We start from the raw sequence: 17,478 nt of genomic DNA on the forward strand, positions 1-17,478 counted from the left end.
ATACGAATTAACAATTAGGAATTGAGGTTAACAGTCATTCAATATGGATGGGGACATTTTCTTGATTCTTAAATTTTTATATTTGAATCGTGACATAAAGCCTTTAGAAGAAATTCTGGAGGCTTTTTTATTTACCTCAATATAAACCAGAATTCCCCCTCCTATCCTGTACAAAAACCATCTCCAAAATTTAGGAGTATTCTTTTATACGGATGTAATATTTATACTATATTCGCACATAATTTATTACAATAGTTCAAACTAAAACAATCGACTTATGATGAAAAGACTTATAATCGGGTCTTTGTGTTTATTGATGGCTTTTGGCTCAATAGCACAAAAAAAAGAGATCGAATTTACAGAATTCGACTTAGATAATGGAATGCATGTAATTTTGCATCAAGACAATTCTACACCAATTGTGGTTGTATCTGTGATGTACCATGTAGGTTCAAAAAATGAAAATCCTGAACGTACAGGTTTCGCTCATTTCTTTGAGCATTTATTATTTGAAGGTTCAAAAAATATTGAAAGAGGTCAATTTGACAAATACATCACCAATGCAGGTGGTGTAAATAATGCCAACACCTCAAATGACAGAACTTATTATTATGAAGTATTACCTTCAAACCAATTAAAATTAGGTCTTTGGTTAGAGTCTGAAAGATTGATGCATGCTCAAATCCAAGAAATTGGAGTAGAGACGCAGCGTGAGGTGGTAAAAGAAGAGAAAAGGCAAAGGTATGATAACCAGCCATATGGAACGATCTTACCAGAAATCATGAAAAGAGCTTATACTGAGCATCCTTATAGGTGGACGCCAATTGGTTCTTTAGAACACTTAAACGCTGCTTCTTTAGATGAATTCGTTGATTTTTATGAGACTTTCTATGTTCCTGAAAACGCTACTTTATCTATTGCTGGCGACATCGAGATAGATGAGGCAAAAAAATTAATTAAAGATTATTTCGGTCCTATTCCAAGAGGTGGAAAGGAAATCCCAAGACCTGATATCGTTGAGCCTGAGCAAAAAGAAGAGGTTCGTGATACTATTTATGATAACATCCAACTTCCTGCTGTAATTCAGGCTTATCATATGCCAGCACAAGGAACAGAAGATTCTTATGCTTTAGAAATGTTAAGTACTGCTCTTTCCGGTGGTCAGTCCGCTAGAATGTATAAATCATTGGTAGATGAACAACAAAAAGCATTGCAAGTAGCTGCAATTCCATTTTCTTCAGAAGATCCAGGCTTGTATTTACTTTTCGGATTACCCACTATTGGCGGTGATTTAAAGGAATTGGAAGATGCTATGGATGCTGAAATCAAGAAAGTTCAGGAAGAATTAATTTCAGACAGAGAATTTGAAAAAATCAGAAACCAAAAGGAAAATGACTTCATTTCTGGCAATAGTAAAATGGCCGGAATAGCAGAAAGTTTGGCCAACTACCATGTATACTATGGAGATGCAAATTTAATCAACAAAGAGATTGATCGATACATGAAAGTGACCAAGGAAGATATTAAGCGAGTAGCTAATGAATATCTTACGGAGGACAACAGAGTGGTATTGTATTACTTACCAAAATCTCAAGAAAACCAATAAGTCGTTTCACTTAATAATTGAAAAAAGATGATTAAAAAGATATATATAAGTTTCGTTTTTGCTCTGGCTGCAAGTGTTGCATTTGCTCAGGTAGATAGGACAACAGCTCCGGAACCTACACCGGCCAAAGAAATAAATATAGGGCAGCCTACCACTTTCACCTTAAAAAATGGATTGAAAGTATTTGTGGTAGAAAATCACAAGCTTCCAAGAGTCGCATTTTCTTTAACTTTTGATCGTGACCCTGTTTTTGAAGGAGATAAAGCGGGCTATGTAAGCATGGCAGGGCAAATGTTAATGAAAGGAACAGAAAACCGCACAAAAGCAGAATTAGATGAAGATATTGATTTCATAGGAGCCAATATTAACACCTACTCTACTGGAATGTATGCTACTTCATTGACAAAACATCAAGATAAATTGATGGAATTAATGAAAGATGTTTTATTTAACCCTGCATTTCCTGAGGATGAATTAGAAAAATTAAAAAAGCAAACCTTATCAGGTATAGCTGCTTCAAAAGATGATCCGAATGCTATTGCCTCAAATGTAAGAGGTAAATTAGTTTATGGTGACAATCATCCTTACGGTGAATTTGAAACGGAAGAATCAGTAGAAAATATCACTTTAGCTGAAATCAAAGATTATTACAACACCTATTTCAGACCAAATATTGGCTATTTAGCTATTGTAGGAGACATCACTCCTAAGGAAGCTAAAAAATTAATTACAAAGAATTTCTCTGACTGGGAAAAAGCTGAAATTCCATCAACTGAATACAAAATGCCTACTCCTCCAGAGGAAACATTTGTTGCATTGGTCGATAGAGAAGCTTCAGTTCAATCTGTTGTTAATGTAACATATCCAGTTAACCTTCCTATTGGAAGTGAGGATGTAATTACCGCAAGAGTACTAAACCAAATATTAGGTGGTGGTTTTTCTTCAAGATTAATGCAAAATCTTAGAGAAGATAAAGCATTCACTTATGGTGCACGCTCTTCTTTAAGTGCTGATGAATTTGTTGGAAGCTTTAATGCAAGTGCTAGTGTGAGAAATGAAGTAACTGATAGCGCTGTGAACGAATTTATGGCTGAATTAATGAAGATCAATGAAGACGGTGTAACTCAGGATGAACTAGATGCCGCTAAAGCTTCTATATCAGGAAGTTTCGCACGTTCATTAGAAAGCCCGCAAACTGTAGCTTCATTTGCTATCAATACTGCACGTTACAATTTGCCTAAAGATTATTATGCTAACTACCTTAAAAATCTAGAAGCAGTGACTTTGGAAGATGTAAAAGCAGCAGCTCAAAAATATATTTTACCTAATAATGCTAATATATTGGTAGTGGGTAAAGGTGAAGAGATAGCTGAAAATTTAGAAAGATTTGGTGAAGTAAAATATTTCGACAGAAAAGGAAATGAATATGATCCCAAAGATAAAACTGCATTGCCTGCTGATTTAACAGCTGATAAAGTTTTTGAAAATTATTTTGAAGCTATGGGTGGAAAAGATAAAATTGAAGCTATCACTTCAATGAAAACTGTTTACACCATGAGCATGCAGGGTCAAACGCTAACTTTTACTGAAATAAAAGATAACGATAATTTCAAACAGGAAGTAGGTATGGGACCTATGGTAATGAGCAAAGTATTAGTTAATGATAACGATGTAAAAGCTTTTCAGCAAGGTCAGGAAGTTCCATTGCCTGATGAAGCTAAAAGTAATCTTAAGTCAAACACTTTTATATTCCCAGAACTTCACTATGCAGATATGGGAGTTACTACCGAGCTTACAGGTATTGAAACAGTGAATGATAAGGATGCTTATGTAGTTTCGGTTACTCTTCCTTCTGGTCAAGTAACAAAATCTTATTTTGATACTGAAAGCGGATTAAAAGTAAAAACTTCTGCTACACAGCAAGGACCACAAGGCGAAGTGACAGTATATGAAGAATTTAGTGATTTCGAAGCCGTAGATGGCATTATGGTTCCTAAGAAAAACGTTAAATTTCAAGGGAGACCACTTAACACTGAGTTAAAATCAGCTGAATTTAATATTGAAGTCACTGAAGATACTTTTAACTAAGATTTGATTGTTTAATTTTAAAAAAGCCCGAAAGAAACCTATTTCTTTCGGGCTTTTTTTATGTTGAATTTAGAACTCTGAGACTTCTTTTTGAACCACAATTTCACTTCCGATATATTGAATTACCAAGTCCACTACTTTATCAGATTTTAGGTTATGACCCAAGCCTTCCGTTCTTAATCAATTTTGAGTTCTTCCATTTAGCTTTCAATTTTAAAGCATTTTCAAAGGGAGTTTCTTTATCATTTTCATCATGAATTATAATGCCTGGAACATCTACTTTACTAGCAAATTGAGGTAAACTAATGTCATCAATCTTATGTCGAACCTGCATCTGAAATTCATTGGCTATCTGGTTCATAGTTTGAGATTTCAGTTTTAAAATATTTCCAAAGAAATTGAAAAACTCCTCCGCTTTATTAGGAGCTGCTAATGATACAACCCGTTTTACATCCTTAATCTGATAATAAGCCAAAGCATAAAAAACTGACATACTTCCAATTGAATGAGCTACTATTGTATCAAAACCATTAAAATGACTTACTAATTCGTCAATTAAAAATGCATTTAAAGGGACTGTAAACTGATTCCCTCCACTTTGCCCATGACCTGGTGCATCATAAGCAATTAAAGTGAATTCATCTTTAGGTAAAGATTCGATATACTTTTTCCATCGGAAACTATGACTTTGCCAGCCATGTACAAATAAAATTTTCTTCGGACCACTCCCCCATTGGTAAATTCTAATACGATTTCCATTAAAATTATAATCTGATTGGGTAGACGTACTCAAAAATTCTTTTTGATGAGCCCTTAAACCTGTATTTTGAGGTCTACACATTAATTTAAACCCTAATTTCCCCGTTTTCTTAGGGCTGAAATTGCTCAGTGTATCTAAATAAAAACCTATTGATTGATATACTAATTGCTTCATAACTTCATTTTTTAGATACCGAAAGGTATCTTGTTGAACAAATTTTTTTATTTTGAAATATTTTTTATCCGAATTCGCAAATCTTCAATCACCCACTCCATATCCTTGCTGTTTTTTCTAATCTTACTTAGTAGTACTCCACCTTCAAGAGAAGCTATAAAAATTGAGGCAAATTGTGCTGGACGAGTTTCAGATTTGATTTGATTGTATTCCATCCCCTTTATAACGATATGCTCCAATGACTTTTGAAAAACATCAAGCAACTGTTTTACTTTCAAATTCAATCCTGGTTTGGTATCATCTGATTCTACTCCTGCATTCAGGATAGGACAACCACCTACAATAATTGGACTATGAATATAAGCTCTAAAAAAATCACAAATTGCAAACAATTTATCAGGAGCTGTATTTCCATCCTTAATAGCCTCTCTTAATTTAGCTTGTAATTTAGCGGAAATAAAATCGTAAGTACATACCTCCAAATTATCCTTATCATTGAAATGCCTGTATATAGCCCCTTTAGTTAAGCCCGTTGCATCCGTAATATCTTTTAAGGATGTCGCCTTAAAACCCTGAACATTAAACAATCCGGCTGCGGTTGATAAAATCTTTTCTTTTGTTGCTTCAGCATCTCGCATATACAAAGATACCGATCGGTACCTAAAAAAGCAAATGTAACTCTAATAAACTTAAAAATCATGAATCACAATTATTCACTAGCAGAATTCACACTTCCAACCGATACTACAGCTTTTCCTATTCAGTATATTCTTTGTTGCCTTGGATGAAGAATGCTTTTTAAACTTTGGCCAAAACGATGCTCAGGAAAATTTTACACATAAAAAAAGGAGCTTCAAAAGCTCCCTTCCCTATTCAAGTTGACCTATTTTCTACCGCTTACCGGTACCGTAATCTATTTCAACGATGAATTCTTCTTGAGGTCTCAAGAATAAATTATTCAAATTAGCTGATATATTGAATGCCCTTTCCTCTGCATAATTTACATTATGAACATATCCTTCTCCTCTATTTTTAATGTTATAATTACCATCCCATATATATTCATCTCCTTTAATAGAACCACCTAGAATTTGAATTTCCGCTCCATTCCCTGATATCTCAGGAAATGTTGGAACCACTTCAACAGTAAACTTCTCAGTATATCCTCTACCGGTACTCAGGTTAGACACATTCCAATCACCTATCTGTCCATTCAGCACATCTAGAAATAACTCCGCTTTGCTATGTGTTGGTTCAGTTATGAAACTGACAGGTGCATCTACTGAATAAAAGAAAGTAGCGTAATTTTCACCATCTGCAAACACTACCTCCCCAGCATCAGATTCTGTAACTTGTGAAAGATCCTTCACATCCCCATTTTCATCCACTAAGCGATCGGACGTCATATATTCATTCTCCTCTAAATACTCAAAACCAATACTTGGCATAGCTACATAAGGTGAAGTATTATTACTATTGTCCAACTCAAAATTCCACCGAGTCTTAAATTCAATCATTTCGAAATTCGCAGCCTCCTCAGGGTTGCCGCCCTTAAAGGAAATAGAAGGATCTGTATAATTTTCACCGTTACTTTCTATTTGGAGTCCTCCAATTCTTGTATCATAAGATATATTGATTTTTGATTTGGCTTCAGTATTATAACTGTCATAAAAGGTAGCTACAATACTATCAACTTGGTAGCCATGATAAAACCCATAATTATTTCCAAACCAGTCTCTATTTTCAAAGGCGAAGGTCAGCGTTTCATCTATCTTCTCTTGGGTAATTTCTCCATTGGCATCTGTATATATATTGTCATAAAAAATATTGTAATGCTCTGAACCATAAGAAGTGCTGTAATAAGCACGGATATTAAAGTTAATCCATCTGTTAGCTGTATACTGAGCACTGCTATCAAGCGTCACGGATTGGATCGCATGCTCACCCAAGACTATCAATTCAGCTCCTTCACCTGTCGAATCTGAAACCTCTACAGTGGGAATAGTTTCATATCCTGAACCTGGTGTAAACAAAAATTCCATTTCATCTCTTTGCTGGTTTTCATTTGATGAAAAGATTCTATATGAGGAATAGTAACCTCCATTAATTCCAAACATTTGACGTCCCGCTTTGGTAATATTACTAATTTGAAAGCCTCGACCTGCTGCTTCGGGCTCTGGTACATTTACCTGAACTCCTCTAACGAAAGGAATATCGGTAACCATCGAATTGTGCCCGAATGTTGTCATTACAGAATCCAATACCGGTTCTTCCGAATCAGTTGGAAAATATGCGAGCTTTTGCTTTAATCGCAACTGCGGAATTAGCAAATTGACACTAACACCGTCATTACCAGTTGGAATCGTTATTTCATACTCTCCTTCTTCGTTTGTAAAAGCTTCTCCCAAACCACCTTCAACATTCAATGAATATTCGCTGAAACTTATTCCTTCACTAACATTTACAATGTTCCCTGAGAAGTCTGCTCTAAGCAATTGATTCTTCACTACCTCAGTAGTACTATTGGTTAAATCAGTTTCAATACTTACTTTCCCTTTAATTTTGGCAGTATTAGTTCCGTTTCCTTTATTGTAAAGTGGGATTATAGCAGATTCATTTTTGGTGATTGGTGCTACTACATCATCAATGACTTCATAATTATATCCTCTCTCAAATTTGAAATCTATTAACCCTAATGCAGAGTAATAACCTTCCTTTTTAATTTCTATAATGTTACCTCCTACAGTAACTTCATCAAAAATGATATTCCCAGATGCATCGGATACCTCTATTAACTCTATTAGTTCACCATCCAATGAAGAAGTAAGCTTAACTTCCGCCCCTTCAATTGGGGTAGTACCATCTAATATTTTCATATTAACATTGTAGAATTCACCTGCTTTATTTAACATAGCAAGCTGTTCTGCAATATTTAGAGAGTCCTTCACATCATTATTAACAGTAATATTATTAACGTCAGGTTCAATAGGTGGGGTTTCTTTGCAAGAAGAAAAAATGACAACTCCAAAAAAAATTGATAGGTAAATAATTCTTTTCATATAAAATAACAGTTAAATGCAGTTGCGAAATAAACTAATAATATTTGCTAACCATAATTTTATAAGAAAATAATTATATAAATCTGACAAATTAATTTTAAAACCATGATTAACCTCACAGTCGTCAAAATATCCACTAATTGGGAGTCATCAACATATACTTCTATTGGTTATTCTACTTCTAAATCTAAAATAGTTTTAATATGAATATTTTTTTGATTTCCAACTAAGAAAATCACTATTAAGGCACAATCTATGATGGTTTAAAAGTAAAACTCACAAGCACTCGCAAAAGTAATGGGGGAATAAATTAAGTATATATTATTCCTTTGTTTGAGGTAATAAGCTTATAATCAAAATCGACAATAAAACACATAGGAACTCATAATATCATGATAGCCTATAAAATTATAAATCTTTTTCTGCTTGAGTTTAATCAGCTATTCTATTTTCTGTTTTATCAAAAAAACTGCTTAATTGAATTAGCAATTATTTGAGGGTCGACCTTTTCAATCGGATGCGGAAAATTCGGAAAAACTTGTAATTCTCCTTGAACTAAAGCTCTATAAAAAGCAATCGTTTCATCAAGACTTACCATATTGTCTTGATCTCCCAATCCTAATCTTATAGGCAAATCTATAGTTGAAATATTATCTGTACTTAAAATTGGATTCTTTCCTAAATCCAACATCATTTCAGCTGTTTGATCACATAAATTCATCCAACTTTCTCCGTGCAATGCTTTAAGATGTTGGGAAAATTGTGGTACTTTTTCCTGAATCTTTTCAGGATTTAACATTTTACTTTCCTTTTCTGCCTGCTGTGTTTTCCAGTCTAGTTTAGTCCCTAAAGTCATGATTCCACCAAAATATTCTGGCTTTTTTAATGCTAAGGATAATGCTACATATCCTCCCATACTGTAACCAAATACACTGCAAGAATCAATACCCTTCTTAACCAGAAAATCTTCCAGGTCCTTCACTAAATCCTGCATATTGAAGCTGAAATCAGATTTCGATCTACTTCCATGGCCATTAAAATCAGGTATAAATAAGTTGAAGTCATCGGATAGTTGCGGAACTAAAGCATCAAATGATTTTGAGCTACCCAATGCACCATGTAAAAGTATAAGGTTCTTTTTAGCCATTTTATCTCTTTCAAATGTTTTAAATAATAACTTTTTAAATGATCAAATTTATTTGCAATCCATTTTATGGATCAGACGGTGCGAACTGTCTGATCGGGAGCAAACATTAGCATGCTTTCATTCAATCCTTATTCTCCAAATTATAAATAACCCGCCAGCCAATATGCACTATAGCCCATCCATTCTTTAAATAAAATATGCCATTTCATTAAAGCTGATTGAGAAGGAATAAACATAGCAGGATTGATTATCTCATCACTAGTATGAAACACTGTTGGATAAGCCTGCACTTTAAAATTCTCCTTTTCAAAACACCCTTTTGCCCTCGGCATATGAGAAGCACTGGTAATTAAAAGAATTTCAGATTGAGAATTAATAAAATCCTTAGCGAAACGAGCATTTTCAACTGTATTTCTGGATTGATCTTCTATGATGACTTTCTCCGTGGGAAACTGAATAGATTCCAAATAGGAAGAAAGCACTTTTGCCTCTTGCAGATCCTTCCTTAAAGCTGTAGCTCCTCCTCCTGAGATATAAAGTGTATCAATAATTCCTTGTTGATGGAGCATAATAGCCTGAAAGAGTCTATCAGCATTGTGATTAAAATAAACTCTATCTTTTGGTTCTTTTTGAGTATTGGTCATTCCTGTCAATAGAACTCCATAAGTAAATTTTTGACTTCTGATAGTTTCAAGCTTGGCAGGTTCTGTTTGCCATGCTTTTAGAATGGAATTGGCCAAAAAATCATTAGTGAAGATGATGAATAATATAAAGCCCAGAATAGCTAAGTATTTTCTGTATTTCCATTTTTTAAATATAAAAAATGCCAGCCAGGCTAAACCAATTAGAGTAGCCGGCATTAGTAAATAGCTGATGGTTTTAGAGAGGATGAAGAACATATCTAAATATTTACCAACTTTTCCTAAGTTTAAAACCTTGAAAAAGTTTTACTCATTCTACTGATAAATCCCTTTATATTGATCTCTTTTTACTGTGCAGTTGATCCATCCTTCGTCCAAATCTGCCCCTATACTTTTATAAAATTCAATAGAAGGTTCGTTCCAATCCAATACTTGCCAAGTGCAAAGTCTGCAATTTTGCTCATCAGCCTCTTGAAGAATAGCATTCAATAATTTTCTTCCATAGCCTTTTCCTCTTTCCGATTCCGTTACGATTAAATCTTCCAGATACAAAACTTTTCCATTCCATGTGGAATAGCGGAAATAATATAAGGCAATCCCTACAATTCCATTTTCAGTTTCCGCAATAAATAATCCGTATGCCGGATTTTCTCCAAAGCCGTCTCTTGTTAATTCCTTTACATCTATTACAACGGCATCTGGCTCACGTTCGTAAACCGCAAGTTCCTGGATTAACTCTAAAGTTCTAGGGATATCTTTCTCTGTTGCTCTTCTTATAGTTATGCTCATAAAAATAAAATTAACCGCAAAGTGGGAAAGGCGCAAAGAAATACAGAAATAAATTGACAGTTGACAATATACAATTGAAAAACGTCAATAATCTTAAAGGTAGGTGAATCGAAATCTGCAATTTCTAATTCAATATCACAAGATTTGTAATCCAATTCTAAATCGGATTACAAACCTAAAACAGTCAAATCTTATTTAACTATTCAGCCATCTCCATAGCCTTCTTTGATTTTCTATATAGAAAATTATTAAAGATATTTCTTTTAGCAAAACGATAAGGCTTATCAGAATTTACCAGTTTAGAATAAACATTTTTGTTAACACCAAAATATTCATAAGTAGTACCATCTAAAAAAGAAACCTCTAGTAATAAACCTTTATGTCTAAAATCTAGAATATTTGATTCAGTGGTAGTTTTAGTATATTCAGCCAGATTCGCCTCTTTAGTTTCTGGGGCTATACTGATTAGAAAATGATAACCGTCAATAATCTGTTGACTTCTGATCTCAGCCTCTTCAGCTTTAGGGTCATTGGCCTGAAATTTATCGGGATGCCATTCTTTTACTAAATTTCTATAGGTTGATTTTAATTGCTTAAGATCAATAGGGCCTTCAACATTAAATAATTTTTTGTACTCGTTAATACGCTTCATAAAGGTAATTTCTCAATTGGAGCGCAAAGGTAGTTAATAAAAATTCATAAATAGCTATTAGAGAAACATATAGATTGAGCACTACCAACCATTTATTTAAAAAAAGACTCCAATCTCCCAAATTCAAAGGAAACCAGAGTCTTAATTCACAGTCTAAAATCTAGATTCTAGAATCTCATGATTTACAATTCCTCATCGAAAGGGACTACTCCCATATTATACCAAGCAAAAGCATACTTATCCGCAATTCCATCAATGATTTTATCGGTTGGTTTTCCTGCTCCGTGACCAGCATTAGTTTCAATCCTTATTAAAACCGGAGTTTCGCCAGCATGTTTAGCTTGCAATTCTGCTGCAAATTTGAATGAATGAGCGGGTACTACCCTATCATCATGATCGGCAGTAGTGACCATAGTAGCCGGATATTCAACTCCCTCTTTTACATTATGAACTGGAGAATATCCTTTTAGGTATTCAAACATTTCTTTGCTATCCTCAGAAGTTCCGTAATCATAAGCCCAGCCTGCTCCTGCTGTGAAAGTGTGATATCTTAGCATATCCATCACCCCAACAGCTGGAAAAGCGACTTGCATCAAATCAGGGCGCTGTGTCATAGTTGCTCCTACTAACAATCCACCATTTGATCCACCTGAAATGGCTAAATGCTCTGAACTTGTATAACCTTTATCAATCAAATATTCTGCAGCTGCAATAAAGTCGTCAAATACATTTTGCTTTTGCATTTTTGTACCCGCTTTATGCCATTCTTCTCCATATTCCCCACCTCCTCTTAGGTTAGGCTGCGCATAAACACCTCCGTTTTCTAACCAAACCAAACGAGCTACACTAAAACTCGGACGCAGACTTACATTAAATCCACCGTAAGCATAAAGCTCCGTTGGATTTTTACCGTTTCTCTCTATCCCCTTTTTATAGGTAATGAACATCGGGATTTTAGTTCCGTCCTTACTTTCGTAGAATACTTGCTCCGTTTCAAAATCCTCAGGATTGAAATCTATTTCAGGCTTCCAATACAGTTCTGAAGTTCCTTTTTCAATATTATATTCAAATATAGCGGAAGGGTAAGTAAAAGAAGTGAAGCTGTAATATAATTTTTCGTCTTCCTTTTCAGCACCAAAACCGCCAGCAGTTCCAATTCCAGGAAGTTCAACTTGTCTGATTTTTTTACCTTCATAATCAAATTGATGGATTTCAGTTTTCACATCCACCATATAGTTCGCAAAGATAGAACCACCAGCAGTACTTACATTCAACACATTTTCAGTCTCTGGAATTACGTCTTTATAATTATCAGTCGATGGATTTTGTGCATCTACTTCCACCAATCTTTTATTTGGTGCATTAAGATTGGTTTCAATCAATAATCTATCGCCATCATTATCCAAAACCGAATGTTCGCTATCAAAGCCTTCTGCTATTGGAACAATCGGATTATTCCAATCTGATAAATCTTTTACATACAATTCATTTCCACTGGTGCTATTAGCAGCTGAAATGAAAAGGAATTTTTCATCATCGCTCACATATCCGCCAATATATCTTCTTGGAGTTTCACTGCCACCAAAAATCAATTCATCTTCGGATTGAGGAGTATTCAGTTTGTGATAGTATAATTTATGCTCTTGAGTTTTTGCTGAAAGCTCACTTCCTTCAGGTTTATCATAACTACTGTAGAAAAAACCTTCATTTCCTTTCCATGACACACCACTAAATTTCACGTTTTGGATGGTATCCTCCACAATGGATTTATCCTCCGTATTCATTACAATTACTTTTCTCCAATCAGAACCGCCTTCAGAAATGGAATAGGCCAAAAGGCTTCCATCCTTTGTGAATGAAGTTCCTGCTAGAGAAGTCGTAGCATCATCCGAAAAAGTATTTGGATCAAGAAATACACTTTCCTCACCGTCTAAGCCTTTCTTGCGATAAACGACCCATTGGTTTTGTAAGCCATCATTTTTATAGGTATAAAAATAATCCCCATGCTTTCTTGGCGCACTTTCTTTCGCATAATTCCAAAGCTCCGTTAGTCTTGCTTCAATTTTATCTCGGAATGGTATATTATTCAAATAGCCAAAAGTGACCTCATTTTGTGCCTTTACCCATTCGGAAGTTTCTTCAGAACGATCATCCTCCAACCAACGGTAGGGATCTGGCACTTCAGTCCCAAAATAAGTATCTACTGTATCCACTTTAGCCGTTTCAGGATAATCTTTTATCTCCATTTTCTGATTTTTTTCACCACTATTGCAGGCAAAGATTGCCAAAGCAAGTGGGAAAGCCCATATTTTCTTCATGATTGTATTATTAAAATTTCAACTAAAATAAGGGCTTTTCAGGAGAAAATCAGCAGTTTTATAAAAGCGGTGGATGCTAGGGATGATGGGTGGATTATCAGAAATAAAAATCAAATTTTACTGAAAAAAGAATCGGTATTAATCAAAATCAAGCGCACTTCATCTTCTTTATTAAACTCACTAATGTTAGCTAAAACAGTATTAACTGCATCCCTTGAAATATCTTCCAACATTCGTGTCCAGAATACGGTAATCACTATCTCGTTTTCTGAAGAAATATCAACATCTGTAATCATCTTATTCAGTCTTTGCAAACTAGGATAAGTATTCAAATCCTCCACTGCTGAAATAGGGAAAAAAGATTCAAATCTATTTTGATAATTCCAGTCCAAATTTTTCAAACTTCCTTTAGCATAGCAATTGGCATGAAAAGAAGCTAAATCTGAATTATTAAAATAGTGAATCTGAACTGGCTGACTTAAGTCTTTTTTGATAGAGTCATTTTCATGTTCTCTTAAAGATTGAAAAGCCGAAGAATCAATTATGACTTTATCAGTTTGAATACCTTTAAAGTCTATTGCAGCATAAAATTGATGTATCTCCTCTTCATTTACACCATCTATTTGATTTACCCCATACATTTTACTCATTAAAGCAGTGCAAGAGGACAAACTAAAAATGAGTATGAAGGAATAAATTAAAAGTGAAGCGAATGATTTAATCATAAAAATATTAATCTTTTAATTTGAATCAAAACTACTGAATACCAAACCTAATCCATTATGCTTTTTAATATAGTTCTTGAATTCTATTTCACACAGGGTTTTCAAAAAACTTTCACAACTTCAATTAATAAACTATCTTGTTTTCAAATAATTTAATCTAAGATATTGGAAGTATTAGGCATTGACATCGGAGGTTCGGGCATGAAGGCTGCTATAGTAGATCTAAAAACAGGGGAATTCATAGGGAAACGTAAAAGATATAAAACACCACAGCCCGCTACTCCTGAGGCTATGATAAAAACTGTGGTAAAATTGCAAGAACATTTTGATTGGTCAGGCCCAATAGGTTGTGGCTTTCCTGCCGCTATTATTGATGGAACCGTGAAAACCGCCTCCAATATTGATAAGAGTTGGATTGAGAAACCATTAGCAAATATGATCAGAAAGGCTACAGGTTGTGCTACTAAACTAATGAATGATGTGGATGTGACAGGCTTAGCTGAAATGCGTTATGGAGCAGGAAAAGATCATGAAGGTACCGTTTTGGTATTGGCTTTAGGCACTGGAATTGGTTCGGCTTTATTTCACAATCAACAGCTTATGCCCAATACCGAATTAGGACATATTCAATTCAAAGGAGATATAGCAGAAAACTATGCCGCTAATTCCATACGAGAAAATGAAGACTTAAGCTGGGATGTATGGGGGAATCGACTTAATCAATACTTAGTTGAAGTTCATAAATTATTTTGGCCCGATTTAATTATTATAGGTGGTGGCGTAAGCAAGAAATTTAAGAAGTACGAAAAATATATTGACAGTAGACTAAATGTAATTCCTGCTGAATTGAAAAACCATGCTGGTATTGTGGGCGCTGCAAGTCAATTTTTATAGAGATTAATTAAAGTCAAATACTTTAGTGAAAGAGAAAATTATATATATTTACGTTAAATAATTGATTCAATTAACTAATGATTAAATTATGAAAAAGCTAACAAAACTATTCTTCATCACTTCATTAATAATGATGGGATCATTTTTTGAAGTAAGTGCAAATAATTCTGAAAAAGAATCACCCAAAGAAACTAGAACATTAAGCACTACTGAAATTAAACAACTGAAAAATCGGGTTGAAGAAATTCAAAACATGGATAAATCCGAGTTGAGTTGGAAAGAAAGAAGAGAGGTAATAAAAGAATTAAAAGAAATAAAGAAAACCTTAGAATTAGATGATAAAGTAACCATCTCTGTGGGTGCCATTATAATTATTGTATTGCTATTAATTATCATTTTCTAATATGAGAGTACTTTTTATTTTAATTTTAGCAATAACAGTATCTTCTTGCACAACAATAAATAAATCTATGAAGGAGCCAAATGTGCTCGTAAAACTAGAAAAAGATGATTTTGAATTATCAGATCAAGTAAGTGCTTCTGCAAAAACTATTCGCTTTTTAGGAATAGATTTTCAGCGGATATTTATGAAAAGAACAGGAAGCATCAATAACACAAGCAATGTTTTGAATATAAATTATGCTTCAATTCCTGTAATTGGAAAAGTATTGACTGATAAAGCCTCTAGCTATGCATTGTATGAGCTTATGTATCAGAACGAAGGCTATGATGTGATATTTTATCCGCAATATGAAATCAAAACCACTAAACCATTTTTAGGCTTAGGCTTTATATTAAATATTACAGAAGTGAAAACCAAAGCAAGATTAGGTAAATTAAAATAGATTTAATTTTACTTTTTTAATTAAATCTACTTTAGTTACTTTGCAAACAAACAAATAAAACATAATAATAACTATGAAAAATTTAAAACTTACAATTTTTGCAGCAAGTTTAATCTTTTTAGTTTCAAGTTGTACAATCAGACTTGTAGACTTTACAACTATCAGTACAAAAAATGTTAATCTAGGAATTGACAAATCTCAAGGAACTAGAGTTGAAGGAAAAGCTTCTTATTTCCTAAACATTGGTTTTAACTTGAAAGATGCCATCGATGATGCTATGGAGCAAGCTGGTACAGGATATGACCTTTTAATTGACGGTGTTGTATCATACCAGAATTTACCATTTGTAACTGTTGTTAAAGTGGAAGGTGTAGCTGTAAATGCTGCTAAAATGAGACTTAGCATGACTGAAGAAGAATACAACAACTGGTTAAGCGAAAACAAAGCAATTGAAGTAAAAGAAGATAAAACAAAATAATCATCTTTTATTATTAAGATTTGAAAAGGCACATTTTGTGCCTTTTTTTTATATCACTACTTTTCTAGGAATATCCATTGGCAACCTACTCAATAACTCATAATTCAGCTGATTACTTAATTCTCCAAAGCTAGCTACCGTTACATTAACCTTTCCATTGCTCCCTATCATAATCACCTCATCTCCTTTTCCAACATTCTTGCATTCGGTCACATTAATAATCATTAAATTCATATTAACAGTACTGATTACAGCCACTCTTTTTCCATTTACAATCACTCTCCCTTGATTACTCAATGAACGTGCAAAACCATAAGCGTAACCAACTGGAACAGTGGCAATTTTCATTTTCTTAGTAGCTTGATAACTGGTGCCATAACCTACAAACTCTCCAACAGGTACTTCTTTAACTGACATGATTTTACTTCTCCAACTCATCACCCTTTTTAGCGGGTGCTTCACTTTTCTATCTAATCCATCTTGTCCATGACCATTACTTCTTTGATAGGCAATAAAAGTCTCTTGGCTTGGCCAAAAACCATATAACAAAATACCGATCCTCACCATATCCATCTGCGTTTCGGGATAGGACATGGCTGCAGCAGAGCAAGCCGTATGCTTTCTTTTCGGAACTAGGCCATTTTCCTCAAATAAATCACAGATTTTTTTATACTTTTTAATTTGATCCACTACTCTAATGTAGTTTGTAATGCTTTCAGCTCCGGCATAATGAGTGCATAATCCCGTAAAAGAAATATACTCTTTGTTTTCTTTCATTAAATCCATCACTTCTTCCAAATGCTCTTGCTCAAAACCAGTTCGGTTCATTCCAGTTTCTACCTCCACATGGAGCTTCGCTTTCTTACCTAGCCTTTTGGCGAAATGAATAGCTGCCTCTAACCTACCTATTTCGAAAACATAAAACTCCACATCGTTTTCAATTGCCCATTCTGTCTCTTCGTCTTCCATCCACCCCATAATCATAACTTCTGTGGTTTTTTTCTTTACTTGGCAAACTAGTTCTGCCTCATGAGTGGAAAATACGGAGAGATGTTTAACATTGGCAGATTCGAAAAGTGGCACTATTTCTTTTATCCCATGTCCATAAGCATTGCCTTTCAATACAGCTGAAAGCAATACATTATCTGCCAATTTCTTTTTAACAAAGCGAACATTTTGTCGAACAGCACTTTTGCTTAAGGTGATAGAAGAGGTACTAAATATGTTTTGATTCATAATGTTTAAGAACGAATTATAATTGATTCAAGAAATGGTGTTGCAACATAAGATCAGATAAATGTA

At 34.2% G+C, this 17,478-nt stretch carries 16 protein-coding genes; 6 read left to right on the plus strand and 10 right to left on the minus strand.

Annotated features, from left to right (window positions below):
• Positions 1–277: 277 nt before the first annotated feature.
• Positions 278–1,606 carry a M16 family metallopeptidase gene (locus QYS49_RS17535; protein ID WP_308349215.1) on the plus strand — a complete coding sequence of 443 codons (1,329 nt, stop codon included), beginning with the start codon at positions 278–280 and terminating at the stop codon, positions 1,604–1,606.
• A 27-nt stretch (positions 1,607–1,633) separates the two neighbouring features.
• Complete coding sequence (locus tag QYS49_RS17540; RefSeq protein WP_308349217.1) at positions 1,634–3,694, plus strand: insulinase family protein; 2,061 nt, start codon at positions 1,634–1,636, stop codon at positions 3,692–3,694.
• A gap of 154 nt (positions 3,695–3,848) precedes the next feature.
• On the opposite strand, the gene QYS49_RS17545 is transcribed toward QYS49_RS17540, so the two are convergent.
• The 9 genes from QYS49_RS17545 to QYS49_RS17585 form a co-directional block, all read right to left on the minus strand.
• Positions 3,849–4,628, minus strand: coding sequence for an alpha/beta fold hydrolase (locus QYS49_RS17545; RefSeq protein WP_308349219.1), 780 nt, complete (start codon positions 4,626–4,628; stop codon positions 3,849–3,851).
• A gap of 47 nt (positions 4,629–4,675) precedes the next feature.
• Positions 4,676–5,266, minus strand: coding sequence for a TetR/AcrR family transcriptional regulator (locus tag QYS49_RS17550; protein ID WP_308349220.1), 591 nt, complete (start codon positions 5,264–5,266; stop codon positions 4,676–4,678).
• Positions 5,267–5,518: 252 nt separating this feature from the next.
• Complete coding sequence (locus QYS49_RS17555; RefSeq protein WP_308349222.1) at positions 5,519–7,687, minus strand: hypothetical protein; 2,169 nt, start codon at positions 7,685–7,687, stop codon at positions 5,519–5,521.
• A 460-nt stretch (positions 7,688–8,147) separates the two neighbouring features.
• Complete coding sequence (locus QYS49_RS17560; protein ID WP_308349224.1) at positions 8,148–8,834, minus strand: alpha/beta fold hydrolase; 687 nt, start codon at positions 8,832–8,834, stop codon at positions 8,148–8,150.
• 140 nt (positions 8,835–8,974) lie between these two features.
• Entirely contained in the window at positions 8,975–9,733 is a 759-nt protein-coding gene (locus QYS49_RS17565; RefSeq protein WP_308349227.1) for a YdcF family protein, read from the minus strand.
• Between the two features lie 57 nt (positions 9,734–9,790).
• Positions 9,791–10,264, minus strand: coding sequence for a GNAT family N-acetyltransferase (locus QYS49_RS17570; protein ID WP_308349228.1), 474 nt, complete (start codon positions 10,262–10,264; stop codon positions 9,791–9,793).
• 199 nt (positions 10,265–10,463) lie between these two features.
• A complete protein-coding gene (locus tag QYS49_RS17575) occupies positions 10,464–10,916 on the minus strand; it encodes a KTSC domain-containing protein (RefSeq protein WP_308349229.1) in 453 nt (150 codons plus the stop codon).
• A 182-nt stretch (positions 10,917–11,098) separates the two neighbouring features.
• Complete coding sequence (locus tag QYS49_RS17580) at positions 11,099–13,234, minus strand: prolyl oligopeptidase family serine peptidase (RefSeq protein WP_308349231.1); 2,136 nt, start codon at positions 13,232–13,234, stop codon at positions 11,099–11,101.
• Positions 13,235–13,344: 110 nt separating this feature from the next.
• Entirely contained in the window at positions 13,345–13,959 is a 615-nt protein-coding gene (locus QYS49_RS17585; RefSeq protein WP_308349233.1) for a hypothetical protein, read from the minus strand.
• A 165-nt stretch (positions 13,960–14,124) separates the two neighbouring features.
• Here QYS49_RS17585 and ppgK point away from each other — a divergent pair, with 165 nt between their 5' ends.
• The 4 genes from ppgK to QYS49_RS17605 all read left to right on the plus strand — a co-directional run bounded on the left by ppgK (position 14,125) and on the right by QYS49_RS17605 (position 16,176).
• Positions 14,125–14,853 carry a polyphosphate--glucose phosphotransferase gene (gene ppgK / locus QYS49_RS17590; RefSeq protein WP_308349234.1) on the plus strand — a complete coding sequence of 243 codons (729 nt, stop codon included), beginning with the start codon at positions 14,125–14,127 and terminating at the stop codon, positions 14,851–14,853.
• A gap of 88 nt (positions 14,854–14,941) precedes the next feature.
• Positions 14,942–15,256: a hypothetical protein gene (locus QYS49_RS17595; protein ID WP_308349236.1), complete on the plus strand. Its 315-nt coding sequence runs from the start codon at positions 14,942–14,944 to the stop codon at positions 15,254–15,256.
• A 67-nt stretch (positions 15,257–15,323) separates the two neighbouring features.
• Positions 15,324–15,698: a hypothetical protein gene (locus QYS49_RS17600; protein WP_308349238.1), complete on the plus strand. Its 375-nt coding sequence runs from the start codon at positions 15,324–15,326 to the stop codon at positions 15,696–15,698.
• A 73-nt stretch (positions 15,699–15,771) separates the two neighbouring features.
• Positions 15,772–16,176 (plus strand): hypothetical protein, encoded by a 405-nt coding sequence (locus QYS49_RS17605; RefSeq protein WP_308349239.1) that lies wholly within the window; start codon positions 15,772–15,774, stop codon positions 16,174–16,176.
• Positions 16,177–16,224: 48 nt separating this feature from the next.
• Here QYS49_RS17605 and alr read toward each other — a convergent pair whose 3' ends face one another.
• Entirely contained in the window at positions 16,225–17,412 is a 1,188-nt protein-coding gene (alr, locus tag QYS49_RS17610) for an alanine racemase (protein WP_308349240.1), read from the minus strand.
• Between the last annotated feature and the right edge of the window lie 66 nt (positions 17,413–17,478).

It is taken from the genome of Marivirga salinae (assembly GCF_030503855.1).
Lineage (GTDB): Bacteria > Bacteroidota > Bacteroidia > Cytophagales > Cyclobacteriaceae > Marivirga > Marivirga salinarum.

Coding starts and splice junctions, on each gene's coding strand:
- QYS49_RS17550 (WP_308349220.1), bottom strand. CDS start 5,266: ATGCGAGATGCTGAAGCAACAAAAGAAAAGATTTTATCAACCGCAGCC.
- QYS49_RS17560 (WP_308349224.1), bottom strand. CDS start 8,834: ATGGCTAAAAAGAACCTTATACTTTTACATGGTGCATTGGGTAGCTCA.
- QYS49_RS17570 (WP_308349228.1), bottom strand. CDS start 10,264: ATGAGCATAACTATAAGAAGAGCAACAGAGAAAGATATCCCTAGAACT.
- QYS49_RS17595 (WP_308349236.1), top strand. CDS start 14,942: ATGAAAAAGCTAACAAAACTATTCTTCATCACTTCATTAATAATGATG.
- alr (WP_308349240.1), bottom strand. CDS start 17,412: ATGAATCAAAACATATTTAGTACCTCTTCTATCACCTTAAGCAAAAGT.
- QYS49_RS17605 (WP_308349239.1), top strand. CDS start 15,772: ATGAAAAATTTAAAACTTACAATTTTTGCAGCAAGTTTAATCTTTTTA.
- QYS49_RS17540 (WP_308349217.1), top strand. CDS start 1,634: ATGATTAAAAAGATATATATAAGTTTCGTTTTTGCTCTGGCTGCAAGT.
- QYS49_RS17535 (WP_308349215.1), top strand. CDS start 278: ATGATGAAAAGACTTATAATCGGGTCTTTGTGTTTATTGATGGCTTTT.
- QYS49_RS17575 (WP_308349229.1), bottom strand. CDS start 10,916: ATGAAGCGTATTAACGAGTACAAAAAATTATTTAATGTTGAAGGCCCT.
- QYS49_RS17580 (WP_308349231.1), bottom strand. CDS start 13,234: ATGAAGAAAATATGGGCTTTCCCACTTGCTTTGGCAATCTTTGCCTGC.
- QYS49_RS17555 (WP_308349222.1), bottom strand. CDS start 7,687: ATGAAAAGAATTATTTACCTATCAATTTTTTTTGGAGTTGTCATTTTT.
- QYS49_RS17565 (WP_308349227.1), bottom strand. CDS start 9,733: ATGTTCTTCATCCTCTCTAAAACCATCAGCTATTTACTAATGCCGGCT.
- QYS49_RS17545 (WP_308349219.1), bottom strand. CDS start 4,628: ATGAAGCAATTAGTATATCAATCAATAGGTTTTTATTTAGATACACTG.
- QYS49_RS17585 (WP_308349233.1), bottom strand. CDS start 13,959: ATGATTAAATCATTCGCTTCACTTTTAATTTATTCCTTCATACTCATT.
- QYS49_RS17600 (WP_308349238.1), top strand. CDS start 15,324: ATGAAGGAGCCAAATGTGCTCGTAAAACTAGAAAAAGATGATTTTGAA.